The sequence below is a fragment of the Paraburkholderia domus genome, assembly GCF_905220705.1.
GTDB classification, from domain to species: Bacteria; Pseudomonadota; Gammaproteobacteria; order Burkholderiales; family Burkholderiaceae; genus Paraburkholderia; species Paraburkholderia domus.
On the sequence record NZ_CAJNAT010000058.1, the window covers coordinates 1 to 14,480 of the forward strand.

Sequence of the window (14,480 nt, forward strand, 5' to 3'; positions counted from 1 at the left end):
GTCTCCTTGATGCGACTGGCGTTCAATGCGCCAGGCGTCGTTATAGGTCCGGCAGCAAACTCCTCTACCGGTGTCTGTGTCTAGAAGGAATGGCTGATGCCGGCCATCACGAGGAAGGGCGTTGCCGAGTCGGTACCTGTGGGCCGAGTGCAGCCGACACGCGCTAGATGTGTCTATCCCAGCGATGTATGTAGACCCTGTCGTACAGGCCTGCCTTCGTGAACGGATCGCCGTCATGAAAGCGCACCACCTCGTCGAGACTGGTTGCCTCAAGAATCATGAAACTCGCCAGATTGGTGTCATCGTTGTCGCTGACACATAACGGCCCGGCCTGAACGAGATGAGGCACGGCATCCGCCAGCAGATTGGGTTTGAAATATGCGCGATGATCCGCACGAAGCTGCTCGCGCAACTCGGTGGTGCCAGGCTTGTCGAAACACAAACGAATGTAGAGCACCTCAATTCCTCCTCTTGTTTAACCATACACGCCACGGCGAAAATTCACGCCGCCCGGCTTACGCCTCAGTATTGCGAATGAAGTAGTCGGGAACATCCGGTCCCCATTGATAGAGCGAGTCCTCCGGCTGGAAGTCTCCGGTCGGCCATACGCTACCTGCCGAAACAAAGTCCATATCGGCGGAGTACTCGGAGAACGATCCCCATGGATCACGCACATAGTGGAAATAATTCGAACCAAGCACATGCCTTCCCGTACCCCAACCGGCCTTAAAACCCGCCGCCGCCATTTGCGACGCACCTGCGCCGACCTCGTTGACGTTCGCCACGTCCCATGCCACGTGATGCCAGCCTCTTGCGGAACTCTTCACGAACGCAAGTAGATGGTGGTCGCTGCCATGCGGCGCATGCGTGAATGCAATGATGTCGGCGGAGCAGTCCGAGAGCCTCAAACCCAGAGCCGCCCCATAGAACGAGACGGCGCGCCGTGTGTCCGGCGTGAACAGCAGCACGTGCGACAGGCGGCGCGGGCGTACGGTTTTGACCTCCGAGCGCATGCACGAGCCACGCGCGTCTGCCGCAACATCAGTATGAACTACAGAGGTTTTCTCATTCGGCGAAGTTTTTGGACCAACTCGGACCTGAATCAGGTTGCCGTCTGGATCGTAAAACCAGAAGCCTTGCCCATCGCTTCGTACGTGTGCGGGACAGAGGGTCGCGCCAGCGGCTATGACCTGCCGCTCGATTGCCGTCAGATCCCCGTCGAAGCAGTTGAAGCTGAGATAAGCGAGCGATTTCCGATCCGCTGGCAGCATACGAGCCCAGCGATGTCCATCGCCTGCACGGATATCCAGACCTTCCGCCGCCGGTGTCACATCGAGTCCGAATGCCGTGAAGAAATACCCGGCCTCCGACAGCGACGGGACATTGAGTGCGAAGTGATCGATCGAATGCACTGCAACGATTTTCGAATCGCGATTGGCTGCCATCTTGTCTCCTCCTGCGTCGTTTGCGTTGGCAGGCGTCTTCAAGCGCCCGCTTCGTCGACAATCGTGTTGCGCAAGGTGCCAAGCTTCTCGACGGTCACTTCACACACGTCACCGGCTTTCATTAGCAACTTCGGATTGCGCGCCCAACCGATCCCAGAAGGTGTACCCGCAACGATCACGTCGCCCGCTTCCAGCGTGATGGCCTCGCTGATGATGCTGATGAGAGATGCGATGTCGAAAACCATCTCGTTTGTGTTGGCGGATTGAACGACCTCACCGTTGAGACGAGTCTCCAGCAGCAAGCCTTTCGCGCCTGGCGGAAGTTCATCGGCAGTGACAAGGTCGGGTCCGAACGCGCCAGTGCCGTCGAAGTTTTTCCCCGCTGTCCACTGCGGCGTCTTGAATTGATATTCGCGTACCGATCCGTCGTTAAACAACGAGTAGCCCGCGACGTGTGCCAGCGCGTTTTCCGTTGCAATATGACGACCACCCTTTCCGATCACGACTGCGATTTCTCCCTCATAGTCGAGTCCTTCGGAGTCGGTCACCGCGGGGCGAACCATCGGCGCATCGTGGGCGACCAGGCTGGTATTCACGCGCAAAAACAGCGTGGGATACTTTGGTTGCTCGAAATTGCTCTCCTTCGTGTGATCCGCGAAGTTCAGACCGACGCAGAGAATCTTCGGTGGGCGGCGCAACGGCGGCAGAAACTTCAAACCCTCTTCCGCTTCGATACGGCCGCCGTCCTGCTTCGCCGCCCACGTTTTCAGATCAATGCCCTCAGCCAGCAATGCTTCCAGCGTTGTTTCGCCCAGTGTGCGAATCGCACCATGCTCACGCACACCCAACCACGCCTTGCCGTCTTTTTCAAAACTTACGTACCGCATGCCCTTCTCCTGAATAATCGCGACGCGTTGTCGCATTTCTGTGAAACCAGGCTGAATCAAACTTTCGCCACATTGCTGCCACGATAGAACCAGCCGTTCGCCAGCATCGCGACGCCGGCGATCAACGCCGGTGCGGCAAAGGTCACGAATGCGAGTTCGACGGAATGAAATGTCGCAAGCAGAATGCCGCCCGTCATCGAACCGATGATCGACCCGATGCGCCCAACAGCCAGCGCCCAACTCACACCAGTGGCTCGTGCAGCCGTCGTATAGAAACCGGCGACAAGCACATTGGCGCCGGACTGCGCACCAGATAGCCCCAAACCCGCCATGAATACGGCCACGTAAACCCATGCGGGCTCATTGATCGAAAAACCGATCAATGCGATTGAAACAGCCGCCACGGCGTAGGACACAGCCAGTACTACGAATTGATTGACACGGTCCATCAGGCGTGCGTTTATCAGAGATCCGACGGTGCCGCCTAGCGGCAGCATGGCACCCACTCGCGCTGCATGGGCCGCGTCGATACCGGCGCCTGTGATCACCGTCGGCAGCCAGCTACTCACCTGGTAATAGACCCACAGCGTGCAAAAAAACGCGACCCACATCAGCAGCGTGCCGGTGCGATAGCGCGGGTTGAACAGTGCTCTGACCGCCGATTCGTCGCCCGAGGCGGTCTTTGCGTCCTCCGGGATCACCTGTTCCAGCGGCGTGTCAGGGTCACCGGTCAAGCGCTTGAGCACTTGACGCGTCTCCTGACGGTAACGCGGCTTGCCGGCCATGAAACGCAACGACTCCGGCAGCCACAACCAGACTATCGGAATCAGGCAAAGCGGGAACAGGCCACCGAAAACGAATACGCCTTTCCATCCGAAGGTCGGAATCAGGAGCGCAGCTATGGCGCCGCCGAAAGCGAGGCCGAGCGTGAAGCCGCAAAACATCAGCGTCACCATCCACGCTCGGTTGCGAGCCGGACTGAATTCCGACGACAGTGTGATTGCATTCGGCATCGCACCACCGAGGCCCGCGCCGGTCGCGAAGCGCAGCAGGATTAGCCACGTCAGTGACGGCGCATACGCGCAGGCAAAACTGCCGATGCCGAACAGCACCAGCGAGATCATAATGACGCGCTTGCGGCCGATGCGATCAGCGAGCGGTCCGAATAGAAAACTTCCTACGGTGAGGCCAAACAGGCCCGCACCAAAAATTGGACCAAGCTGGGCGGGGCCAAGCGACCAGGCCTTTTTGAGCAACGGCGCAACATACCCTACCGAGGCGACATCAAAACCGTCAGCGGCGACAACAAAAAAACACAGAACGAGGGTGATGATCTGCAGGGACGATATTTGTGTATCGTCGATGAATTTCGAGGGCGTAACGACTTGCGCATGCATTTCTTGTCTCCAGAGGATTCGTTCGCTCGAGTGCGAAACTATTTCCGTTTTTTATCTCCCGCTTTTTTGAGCGTGGATGCGACATTAAACGCTGGCGGTCTATAAATCCATACAATGAATTTCATACCCACCATGAAACAGATGCATAGATGCCCCCTCCGATATGAATTTCCTGTACGTGCTTCAGGCCCTTGCTGATGAACGAAGCATGATGTGACGCTCATAGATCTACAACCAGAATCGAAGAACGAGATCTTGAGCAGCAAGGCAGAAATTGATCATTCCTTTCTCGCTCCTGCTGCGTCAGATACATGTCCCGATGATCTGGAATGCCGGAAATCACACGTGTTAGACAGGTTCCACATACCCCCTGCTCGCAAGAGGTTGGCACTTCGATCCCGTTGCGGGATAGCGCGTGAATAACAGGCTCATTAGCACCAACTCGAATGATCCGTTCACTTCTAGCCAGCCGAAGATCGAAGGCATCGCCGGCTTCCCGAACCTGGTTGGAAAACGCCTCAAAGTGAATTTGCGCTTCGCTCCATCCCGAAGCATGCGCAACCCCTATCGCGGCATCCAGAAATCCTCGCGGGCCACAGATATATAGGTGTACGCCGGGGTTTGGCGTGGATAGTATCGTCGTCAAGTTCAGCGGATGCCCGGAACTTTGATCGTCAAGATAGAAGTGCACCCTCTCCCTGTAAGGCGATTTTTCGAGCCGCTCTCTAAACGCCATTCTCGCAACGCTGCGGGCCGCATAGTGGAAGTCGAAGCTAACGTGATTTCGATGTAACTCCTCTGCCATCGCCAGCAGGGGAGTCACTCCGATTCCACCTGCCAATATCAAGGCGGAACGCGTATCGGGAACGAGGGGGAAATGGTTCTTCGGCGGGGAAACCCTCAGAAGGTCACCTTCATTGACCCGCTCATGCATGCTACGCGACCCACCACGTCCTGAGGTATCGAGCAAAACTCCAATCAGGTACCTTTTTCGATCAGCAGGCGAGTTCGCCAGAGAGTACTGGCGCACGAAATTCTCTGGCCCCGGAATCTGGACATCGAGGTGTGCGCCGGCAGTGAATGCAGGTAACTCCTCTCCCGACTCGGCAATCAGCTCAAAGCTGCAAATTCCATCGGCCTCGTTAGTTTTCCTGAAGACACGCATGGATAGTAAATTCATGACTTTTTCCATCAACAATCACGTCCCAGTAGATCGTTAATTTTGAAGTGGCGCAGCGTCAACTGACGTAACCTGCTTTCACCCTATTCCCGGCAAGGGTTGCCATGGTGGCAGTTCATGCAGGCACCGGAACGTGGCGCAGTTCCTCTTCTATTTTTTCCTTCACCAGCCGACGCGCCTGGTTCCCACCGGCATCGCTAATAAGATCGATTGTTGGCGCGCCAGGTAAATCACGCATCCGGGAATGCTGGCTCTCAAGCACCATTTTGTCTTCTTCGAAGGTCGCGTAAACCTCCTTGAACAGTGCCTCTGTAGCAGCGGGCTGATCCACCTTGAAGTTGTGCGCGGCAGTCCAGAAATAGTGCGTTGAATGCTCCGTTTCCGGCGTCACTCCGTTGAAAATTCGCGCGCCGAACGTATTCCGGTAATGGTCTTCATCAACGCCCTTCCCTGCTTCATTCGCGCCGACATAGATGCTGACCAGTCCTGGTCTAAAGCGAATCTCCATCCATCGATCTATATTTCCCTTAAAGTCGACGGCCTTGACGTAGGTCGGGGGAGGTACCGAGTCACGCATCCATCGGCGTACGCTAACCTGATCTTCGGAACGAACCACCTTCACTTCTGCTCTGGAGTGAGCTTCTGGCGTGCCGCCGATCGTTTTTTCATGGACCCAGCCAACATGTGAGAGGTCGATCAGATTGTCGTGGATCAGTTCGTAGTAGGCGGCGATGTGCCGGTAACTCTTTTTGTGGGCCCATCCCGGATCGCTATGCCAAGGATAATCTGGCACGGAAGTTTCATCTGCGCGCGTTGAATCTCCCATCCAGATCCAGATGACGTTGTCCTTCTCAACGACTGGATAACGCCTTATCTGTGCGTTTTTTGGAATGACATCCTGTGCGGGAATATGTACACATCGTCCGGCATGGTCGTAAGAAAGACCGTGATAGGCGCAGACCAGATGCTCTCCACACACCCTCCCCATCGACAAGGGAAGGCTGCGATGCACGCAGCGATCCTCAAGAGCGCTCACTTGACCAGAAGCCGTGCGATATAACACGATTGGCTCGGCAAGTATTGTCCTCGCCAGTGGCTGCGAGGTTAGTTCTTCCTGCCACGCAGCCACGTACCAACAATTTCGAATGAACATTGAAGTCTCCTGATATTTTTACGAACTACGCTTCTTATTTGTCAGTCGCCGGAAGATTGAACGTTGCAATCATTCCGCGAAGAAACCGATACTTTCAGGACGAGCATTCGCCACGCGCGCTAGCGGCGGATCTCATCGTGGTTACCCACGCTGCGCGTACTGAGATAACTCATCGCATGCACGGGAAAATGCGAACCGCACGTTGCGTGGCAGTGTTGGCACCGAGCGTATGTGGGTCCGATATATAACTGCGAGAAGGACACGGTGGCTTGAGAGCAGGCCACCTGAATATGTGAGTTCGAGCCGTTCAGCTCTTACACCTCGCAACCCATGCGTTCCGGTAATAGACAGGTCGACACCGTCTGCCTTCTGCGTATCACAACTCGACACTTCCGCCTCCTGCTTTCTATTCTTGTTCACATCCTGGAGTGAAAGTTACACGTAGCGCTTCCATAAATCCATGCAATGGATTTCATAGTCGTCATGAATCCACTGCATATTCAATGTTGCTGACACTCTTCATCCGACCGATCGGTCGTAGATATGATCGAGTACGGAATGTGATGCGTTGCCCAATGAACGTCACGTTTGAGTGGTTCCGAAAATAAAAAAGACGTGATGCAAGCATCACGTCAAAAGATTCCGGCTACGGGGCCGTTAGCCAGAATCCGAGAGCAGGAGTGCGTTCACCGCTGACACGTTCAAGCGGAACAGTAGGCCAGGTTATCGAACCGCCCTCAGATAACGATTGACCTCATTCAATAGCGCCGAGTGATATTCTTCAGGCAAGCACCTGTCGTCACTCAGAGACATCAACACTTCAATCCTGTTGCGGAATGATCGGGTGACATCAGCCTTCACTGAGGCTGGCAGGTGCACCAACATGGAAATCAGCAATTCACCGATGACCGCAAGGCGCGCACCGTGTTGAACGGCACTGATGCCATTCGTTCTCGACAGGAGAGTAAGCGCTCCGATCAACGCGTCGTTGCTGGCTGCTTCGCACTGAGCTAGTGAAGTGGACACAGATAGCTCGATCGACTTTGTTTCGAATGGTAAGGATGACATATTGTTTTCAAGTACGGGAGTATGACTAGCCCATGAACAGGAGCACCGTCTTCGCCACAACCTTGGCCAACAGCGCCGGCATCCGGCCCTGGACTCGCCTCCAATCCTCCGGCAGCCGACCAGAAGACCTGAAGGACTGAATGAAGCGGAACCGCTCCGTTGCGTCCTCGGGTGCTGCGCCGCTGGAGCTGCCGAAACGCATGACCAGGGAACCCGGCCCGCCATAGACCGGCCATGGCGGCAATCCCGGGCCGTTCGGATTCCCATTCCGCGCGAAGTTCGTCCAGTACGACATCATCAACGCCGACAATTCCTTGTCTGCCTCGCCGGCCGGTGCCTTTGACGGCCCAAAGCTCATGTCGAGGCTACCGAATACGAATGCCGTTTCCGCGCCGTGGCTAGGCTTGGGCGAATAGGGCGAGGTGTAGTCGAAGTTGTAGGCAAACACGTCAGAGCGGGCCGTCGTGCGATGCAGACCCAGCCATGCCCAGGTCTGTTGGCTAATGCACAGATCACCCATCAGATACTGCGCCGATTGCTCGGCCGCTTGCTTCGTGCCGGCAGGATATACGGCCAGAAAGTCCTGCATTCGAGATGGACCGAACTGTGCCGCGGCGGCCTTGACGAACTGCGCCGGTGTGCGATGCGGCAACGCCCGGCTCATGAAGAAACTGTGTTCGTCTGCATTCCAGCCACCCAGTAAAGGGACATCGGCTTGGCCGCCGCGCTCGAACGTTTGCGCGGGCGATTCTTGCAGCACAAAGCCATCGATATTAGGAGCAAATGCGGTGATGGCCGGGTCTGTAAGAAAGTTCCAGACGGAGGCGCGGTGAAGCTTTTCACCCGCCAGCGCACGCAACTCCGCGAGAGAACGGACCCGCATCCTGGTCATGAAGGCGCGGGTTCGGGCTTCGGCCTCGGCCTTGGTCGCGATCGACCCATGCTCGGTGTCCCAGAATGCGCCGCTTTCTCCGATGGCTCGATGAAACAAGCCGCGGGCCAGTGGTGAGGCCATGAGCATGCCCACAGCGTGCGACCCGGCGGATTCGCCAAACAGCGTGACATTGCCCGGATCGCCGCCGAATAATGCAATATGATCTTGCACCCATCGCAGCGCCTTGATCTGATCCTGCAAGCCGAAGTTGCCCGAGGGCGAACCTTCGCGATCCAGTTCGGGATGAGCGAGAAACCCGAACACGCCAAGCCGGTAGTTCATGCTGACCATCACGACGCCCTTCGCCGCGAGGTGCGCGCCTTCAGCCCCGAAGAATGCGGACGCGCCCAACTCGAAGCCACCGCCGTGAATCCACACCATGACCGGCCGCCGCTCCTCGGCAGTCTGCGCCGCAGTCCAGACATTCAAGGTCAGGCAATCCTCGCCCTGGTCCCTGGTCAGCGCTTTCAGGCCCGGCACCGGCATCGGTGCCCCAAAGCACGGCGGGCCATAAGCAGTGGCGTCGCGGACATCGGTCCAGCCCACGACATCTTGCGGAGGCCGCCAGCGCAATGCACCGACCGGTGGCGCGGCAAAAGGGATTCCCTTATAGGCGAGTACGCCCTGTGCATTGCGGGCAACGCCGCGGATGCGCCCATGCGGCAAGCTCAACTCAGGCATCAGCATGGCTGGCACTTCATGTGCCGACGCGGGATGAGCGCCGTGATTGACGTGTGCTGACATTCTCACCGTCCTCCCGCGGTCGGCGCGGCCGGTTCCGCACTCAGGAACCGCGCGCGCATCAGTGCGATATAGTTGTCTTCGCCCATTTCGTGCCGAGCCTTGACCAGCGCAGCGATATCTTCGCCGACAACATAGCGCAGGCGCGACGACTGATCGGTGGCCGCGTCGAAGACAACATCGGCCACCTGCTCGGCACTGCTCGTCTCGCCGCCCAGCATCGCGGCAAAAAGGGCGTTGGTCTTGTCGATGAACCGGTCGTAGCAGGCCAGCGACCGATCATGCGCAAATTCAGAGAACATCCGCGCCCCAAACTGCGTGCGCGCTGCGCCCGGTTCGATCAGCCTGACGAAGATGTTCTGCGACGTCAGTTCATAGGCCAGCGATTCGGAGAAGCCCTCGACCGCGAATTTGGTGGCGTGGTACATCGACATCAGCGGCACGGTGATCATGCCGCCGCTGGAACTCACGTTGACGATCGTGCCACCGCCCTGCCGCCGCAAGACAGGCAGCACGGCGCGCGTGACATCCATCAGGCCGAAGACGTTGACCGCGAACTGCTCCTGGATCTTATGCGGCGACAGCGCCTCGAAAACGCCAAACAGGCCGAAGCCGGCGTTGTTCACGAGAACATCGATCCCGCCGAAGCGCTCGACGGCCGCATCAACCGCCGAGGTCACGCTGGACTCGTCCTGAACGTCCAGTCGCGTGACGAACAGGCGGTCTCCGTTGACGAGTTCAGTCTCCGCAGACGGATCGCGCAGCGTCGCCACGACGTTCCAGCCCTGCCCGGCAAACTGCCTCGCTACAGCTTTGCCGATGCCTGACGAGGCGCCGGTGATGAAAATGGTCTTAGGCATGTCCTGCTTCGTTCCCACAAGTCGTTCATATGTTGAGGTATCATTCAACTTCATCCTATTTCAAAGTTGAGGGTGCCGTCAAGTTATGAATAAAACCTTAACGCCATGAACCATCCAGGCGCCGGGAAAGCTGGTACGCCGCGGCTACGACGCGACGCCCAGCTCAATACGGAAAAGATCAAGACTGCCGCACTGGATGCGTTCCAGGAGCGGGGGCTCGACGTGCCACTGGAAGAGATCGCGCAGCGGGCGGGCGTCAGCATCGGCACGCTGTACAACCGCTTCGGCACGCGCGAAGCACTCACCGATGTGGTCATGGCGGACGTCGCGGCAGAGCGGCTCAGTGACGCGGTGGCGCGCGCACGCGGCTGCCCCGACCCATGGAGCCGGTTCGCCTCTTATGTCGAACTGATTTGCGAAATCCAGGCCACCGAGCCTGCGCTCAACGACATCGTTTCACGCCGCCATCCCGACGCCTCGCGGCTGGCGGCTGTGTGCGACGAGACAATGACGCAAGCGCGGCAATTCGTCGAAGACGCGCAGCGCGATGGTTCGTTGCGCCCCGACTTCACGCTCGAGGACCTGTTTCTGGTGTTCGTGTCAAATGGCGCACTGATGCGGATCATGGCCGAGATCGGAGCCGGCACCTGGCGGCGTCGCGTTGGGTTCACGCTCGACGGTCTTCGCACCGAGGCGGCGCGACGATGATGGCGAATATCGCCCGCTCCGCTTTATAGTTTCTCTATTTGATTGGGGCGTCGCGCTCAAGGCGTGCCGTGTGAAGCACGGCACTGAATGCGCGCCGTGCTTCACTGCGGAGTACCGGTTACAGCATGATGTTGATCACCTTCGTTTCGGTATAGCTCAGCATTTCGTCGAGACTCTCTTCGCGTCCCACGCCAGAGTTCTTGTAGCCGCCAAATGGCACGCCCCTGAAATGGGTGCCCACACCGTTGATCCAGATATAGCCGCTACGAGCCTGACGGGCGGTCTGCATGGCCGTGCCGATATCAGCCGTCCAGATGGACGCCGTCAGACCGTATTCGACCGAATTGGCAATGTCGAGCGCCTGCTTCGCATCACTCCAGCGCATGATCGACAGGATCGGCCCGAACACCTCCTCCTGTGCGATACGCATCTGCGATGTCACATCCGCAAATACCGTTGGCTCGCGCCAGTAGCCGCGCTGGAACCCGGCGCCCTCCGGCCGCCGGCCGCCGTGCACGAGCCGTGCGCCGTCAGCCTTGGCGACTTCGACGTAATTGCATACCTTGTCGTACTGCGCCTTCGAATTGATCGGCCCCATGGTCGATGTTTCGAGCGCCGGATTACCCAGCCTGATCTGCCTGACACGAGCGACGACGCTTTCGACGAACTCGTCATACAGGCTGTCATGTACCAGCAAGCGGCTTGTCGAACCACAGGACTGGCCCTGCCACGCAAAATTCATCCAAACTGGCCGAGCTGCGGCAGCACCACCTTGCGGACAAAGTCGCTGCACCGTGCCAGATCGAAGTCGGTACGCTCGCCGTAGAACTCATCCCCGTTCTCGCCCACGATGGCGAGACTGACCAGCTGGCAATGCCGGAAGTCGGTGTATTCCGTGTCGATGAAATAGCGGCTGTTCGAGCCACCTTGCTGCTCGGCCGGCAGCGGCCAGAGCAGCGCGCCGTGAAAGGATGTGTCCGTCATGTCCTGTTCTTCTGTCTATTGCGAACCCACGCCTGCCAGCCCCGGTTGAATCCCATCCCGCAGCAGCACTCGCAGAGCCCACGGCTAGGTGATGCAACCGGATAACTCCGGGCGCATCCAGATAGCCGCTCGCGCCCGTGCCGTCGAAATCCGACGACCCGATGTTGTTCAGGGTGAACTACCCTCTTCCGTCGGACCGTCTGCGGTTGCGGGCGCTTCCGGCTGCCCACCGATCCCGCCATGGCGCCAAGCGGCGAGTACGGTCACCTGCTCGGGAAACGGAATCGTGGCGGCCCCGGTGGCCTCGTCGCGGGTAGCGGGCGCGTAGCTGCGAGGACGTCTCATCAGACGGCAGTGCCGGCGGTTTCCTGTGCCTGGTCATGTCATCTCCAGAGGATGCGCGCCGGATGGGGGCGAACTCACGTTGGCCGTGATAAGGCGGATTATCACGGCCAGCCTCCGTCCAGACGGCGCATGGCTGCGCGCCGGGTCTACAGCTCCGTGAGGACCGCCGGCGCGCCGATGCCCAGCACCGGATCAGTCCGCACCAGGTGACCGCGGCACATCGCCGGCCAGCCCGCATCGTCGTCGTCGAGCGCAAGCCACACTGCCGGCTGACGCCGGCACACATCGCCCCATACCTGGACACCACGCAGGACGGACCGGAATCACACCGGATCCATCCCGCCGTGGAGAGTCGCGCCGACCACGCGCCGGCGCATTGCTGGCGGCAATCGGCGCGCAGCTTTGTGGACGCTGCGGAGCACCGGAACCGAGTTCGTTGACAGCAGGATGCGCAATTCGGGATAGGACTCGACGCAGCGCGCGAGCAGCGGCGCGTGTTCAAACACCGTATGCCCTGGCGGACCGGCGAGATACGGGCCGCCGCCCGGACGACGCCGTACGTTCTTCGGATGAAGGACCCCATCGAAATCCAGACAGAGCACGATGCCCCCACGCCAGCGCGGCAGCATGTCCGCCGACTGCCCGGACATGCGCGGCCCCATGCTTCTATGCTCGTCCATTGCCAGCGTCGCTCACTAACTGCCGCGTCAACCTTGTCGGCGTTTGTTTGCTCGGACAACGTGAACGTCATCGTCTGGACGTCGCTGCAGGAGAAGTTCCGGCATGAAGCGCTGGCCGCGTCTCTGCTTGCGATGTACGGAACGTGGCAATGCGAGGGCGAGGGCCGCCACTTGGTCGCGCAACGCCTCGTCGACTTATCACCTGCCCGGTGGGCCTATGGCTGTCAGTCGCAACTTCTGCTGAATACACGCGGTCATGCCACGACCAGAATTCGCCGATGCCACCGCGGGAGTGGTCATCGCGCATACGACTCGAACAGCGGCCCCGCAAATTGCACCGTAACTACGAGCTATGCAAACCGTCGGTGGATTCGCGTGGCATCTGGAACATCCCAGAATCGGCGAGTTCCTCTCCGATGTACGAGCTCAACCTAATGGCCGCGTCAACCTCAGGAGGAACGTCGTCGCCTTTGACCCTGAAATTGGAAAGCTTCCAAGAGTGATTCGGCATTGTTGTCGTGAACTGCTCAATCGCAAGCCGCTTATCGCGCTGGCGAAATGGATTGCTAAAACTCACGTTAAACGCCTTGCCCAAATCCCAGTGGTCAGCGAGTTGGGCTTTTTCGCGATAGTTATAGTGACGGTGATAGAGGTTCGTCAACAGGACAACGTCCACTCTGCTGTAATCTGACACCGGGTGGTACGAGTTCTTCGTGAAAAGACCTTGCCATCCGTACAGATAGCCGAACCACTTTTGCAAATCGCTCGGGCAGTCGCCGCAAACTGCAAGCACGTTCAGTGTATCGTCGTGGGTGGAGTCGGCGAACTTCCCGTGGGCAGATATAAGAAAGTCTTTGAGCTTGTTATCCATATGAGGCTGCAGACGCAACGGCTGCCCCGTCGGGGCGTGCGACAACGCTTTCTGGAGGTCCTCATGCACTTGCGCGAGGTCCGGGTGGCGCCCAAATACCCCGAGTTGAAATCCCTTGGTTTGGTCTAACTCGTTCTTTTTCGAGTAGTCAGCGCACTTCACCTCGACATTGAATCTAAATCCACGCGATTCGAAAGCACAGTCAACATCCTTCGGAGGCGTTATAACGGGCTCATACTTGAACGTCGACGGAAATTTTCCCGCAAAGTAGCCACAAATCGAAAGCTCACAAGCCGCCTGCAGGTATTGCGCCTCATTGAGCACAGGTTTTTCAAGCTGAAGCTTTTGCTCCAAATGTGCCAGTTGCTTTGGCGTGAGGAACGGCTTCAATTTCTCATAGACGGCGAGCATGCCGGCCGTGTATGGATTGGGACCATCAGGTTCTGATGTCAGGTATGGATTGAGGATGTAGTCGTGCCGCATGCGAATGGAACACCAAATGTGGGCAGCGATCATTTTACGCACTATCCGCGACAATCGGGGCCGCTGCATATCAGCTTGCCGCGCCTGCCGATAAGCGAAGTTCGCTGATTTTGCGGCCGAACTGGCGAGCGCCTGAACAGGACGCCTCAAGGGTTCTCGCTGTGGTATTCCTCGCCTTTCACGTAGGTCTTCAGCGGCTTTGTGCCCACGATCCCAGCCGTGACCAGATAGACCTCACCGAATATAGCGGTGAGCGGCATCCGATGTCATAGTTCACTTATGGCGAAGGTGAGCCGTTCCAGGAGATCCCTACGGATACAGACGCTGAACCACCTCAAAATCTGGGCTTCGCTCACACGATCGGTGAGCTATTCCAGGAGATCCTCATCAAATATAGTGGTGAACGACATCCGCTGTTAGCGTTCACCCACGTGGACGGTGAGCGGTTCCAGGAGATCACTGTGGGTACAAAGCTGAACCACCTCAGAATCTGGCCTTCGCTCACACGATCGGTGAGCTATTCCAGGAGGTCCTCATCAAATATAGCGGTGAACGGCATCCGTTGTCAGCGTTCACCCATGCGGACGGTGAGCAGTTCCAGGAGATCACTGCGGATACAAAGCTGAACCGCCTCAGAATCTGGCCTTCGCTCACACGTTCGGTGAGCTATTCCAGGAGGTTCTCATCGGATCTCGCGGTGAAGGGCATCCGCTGTCAGTGTTCACCCATGCGGACGGTGAGCAG

14 protein-coding genes and 2 pseudogenes are annotated in these 14,480 nt (G+C 58.1%); 2 read left to right on the top strand and 14 right to left on the bottom strand.

The genetic code is table 11. The features are described from left to right. Nucleotides 1-163: 163 nt before the first annotated feature. The 9 genes from KHO31_RS38330 to KHO31_RS38370 all read right to left on the bottom strand — a co-directional run bounded on the left by KHO31_RS38330 (nt 164) and on the right by KHO31_RS38370 (nt 9,719). Nucleotides 164-457 carry a YciI family protein gene (locus tag KHO31_RS38330; protein ID WP_054042416.1) on the bottom strand — a complete coding sequence of 98 codons (294 nt, stop codon included), beginning with the start codon at nt 455-457 and terminating at the stop codon, nt 164-166. 58 nt (nt 458-515) lie between these two features. Continuing rightward, a complete protein-coding gene (locus KHO31_RS38335; RefSeq protein ID WP_200575187.1) occupies nt 516-1,445 on the bottom strand; it encodes a VOC family protein in 930 nt (309 codons plus the stop codon). A gap of 38 nt (nt 1,446-1,483) precedes the next feature. Then, on the bottom strand, nt 1,484-2,332 hold the full coding sequence (locus tag KHO31_RS38340; RefSeq protein ID WP_200575186.1) for a fumarylacetoacetate hydrolase family protein: 849 nt from the start codon (nt 2,330-2,332) through the stop codon (nt 1,484-1,486). A gap of 56 nt (nt 2,333-2,388) precedes the next feature. After that, a complete protein-coding gene (locus KHO31_RS38345) occupies nt 2,389-3,729 on the bottom strand; it encodes an MFS transporter (RefSeq protein ID WP_200575185.1) in 1,341 nt (446 codons plus the stop codon). A gap of 220 nt (nt 3,730-3,949) precedes the next feature. After that, nucleotides 3,950-4,921 carry a PDR/VanB family oxidoreductase gene (locus tag KHO31_RS38350; protein WP_407945985.1) on the bottom strand — a complete coding sequence of 324 codons (972 nt, stop codon included), beginning with the start codon at nt 4,919-4,921 and terminating at the stop codon, nt 3,950-3,952. Nucleotides 4,922-5,024: 103 nt separating this feature from the next. After that, a complete protein-coding gene (locus KHO31_RS38355) occupies nt 5,025-6,062 on the bottom strand; it encodes an aromatic ring-hydroxylating dioxygenase subunit alpha (RefSeq protein WP_128576815.1) in 1,038 nt (345 codons plus the stop codon). Nucleotides 6,063-6,785: 723 nt separating this feature from the next. Beyond that, entirely contained in the window at nt 6,786-7,088 is a 303-nt protein-coding gene (locus tag KHO31_RS38360; RefSeq protein WP_200575184.1) for a hypothetical protein, read from the bottom strand. Between the two features lie 67 nt (nt 7,089-7,155). Continuing rightward, nucleotides 7,156-8,730, bottom strand: a complete 1,575-nt coding sequence (locus KHO31_RS38365) for a carboxylesterase/lipase family protein (RefSeq protein WP_211626007.1) — start codon at nt 8,728-8,730, stop codon at nt 7,156-7,158. A gap of 80 nt (nt 8,731-8,810) precedes the next feature. Next, nucleotides 8,811-9,719 (bottom strand): SDR family oxidoreductase, encoded by a 909-nt coding sequence (locus tag KHO31_RS38370; protein WP_321207678.1) that lies wholly within the window; start codon nt 9,717-9,719, stop codon nt 8,811-8,813. A gap of 51 nt (nt 9,720-9,770) precedes the next feature. Between KHO31_RS38370 and KHO31_RS38375 the strand changes: the two genes are divergently transcribed. Then, on the top strand, nt 9,771-10,373 hold the full coding sequence (locus KHO31_RS38375) for a TetR/AcrR family transcriptional regulator (RefSeq protein ID WP_128576817.1): 603 nt from the start codon (nt 9,771-9,773) through the stop codon (nt 10,371-10,373). Between the two features lie 118 nt (nt 10,374-10,491). On the opposite strand, the gene KHO31_RS38380 is transcribed toward KHO31_RS38375, so the two are convergent. The 4 genes and pseudogenes from KHO31_RS38380 to KHO31_RS38395 all read right to left on the bottom strand — a co-directional run bounded on the left by KHO31_RS38380 (nt 10,492) and on the right by KHO31_RS38395 (nt 12,382). After that, on the bottom strand, nt 10,492-11,115 hold the full coding sequence (locus tag KHO31_RS38380; protein ID WP_201087190.1) for an aldehyde dehydrogenase family protein: 624 nt from the start codon (nt 11,113-11,115) through the stop codon (nt 10,492-10,494). After that, nucleotides 11,112-11,357, bottom strand: a complete 246-nt coding sequence (locus KHO31_RS38385) for a hypothetical protein (RefSeq protein WP_321207468.1) — start codon at nt 11,355-11,357, stop codon at nt 11,112-11,114. Before KHO31_RS38385 ends, KHO31_RS38380 begins: the two co-directional genes overlap by 4 nt. A gap of 168 nt (nt 11,358-11,525) precedes the next feature. Further along, complete coding sequence (locus tag KHO31_RS38390; protein WP_211626009.1) at nt 11,526-11,702, bottom strand: hypothetical protein; 177 nt, start codon at nt 11,700-11,702, stop codon at nt 11,526-11,528. A 146-nt stretch (nt 11,703-11,848) separates the two neighbouring features. Next, nucleotides 11,849-12,382 (bottom strand): annotated as a pseudogene (locus tag KHO31_RS38395) (HAD domain-containing protein). 57 nt (nt 12,383-12,439) lie between these two features. Between KHO31_RS38395 and KHO31_RS40130 the strand changes: the two are divergent. Next, nucleotides 12,440-12,626 (top strand): annotated as a pseudogene (locus tag KHO31_RS40130) (hypothetical protein); the annotation flags it as partial. A 99-nt stretch (nt 12,627-12,725) separates the two neighbouring features. On the opposite strand, the gene KHO31_RS38400 reads toward KHO31_RS40130, so the two are convergent. Beyond that, the gene (locus tag KHO31_RS38400; protein ID WP_201087189.1) at nt 12,726-13,769 is read right to left on the bottom strand and encodes a hypothetical protein; all 1,044 of its coding nucleotides are present in this window, start codon (nt 13,767-13,769) and stop codon (nt 12,726-12,728) included. Nucleotides 13,770-14,480: the final 711 nt, after the last annotated feature.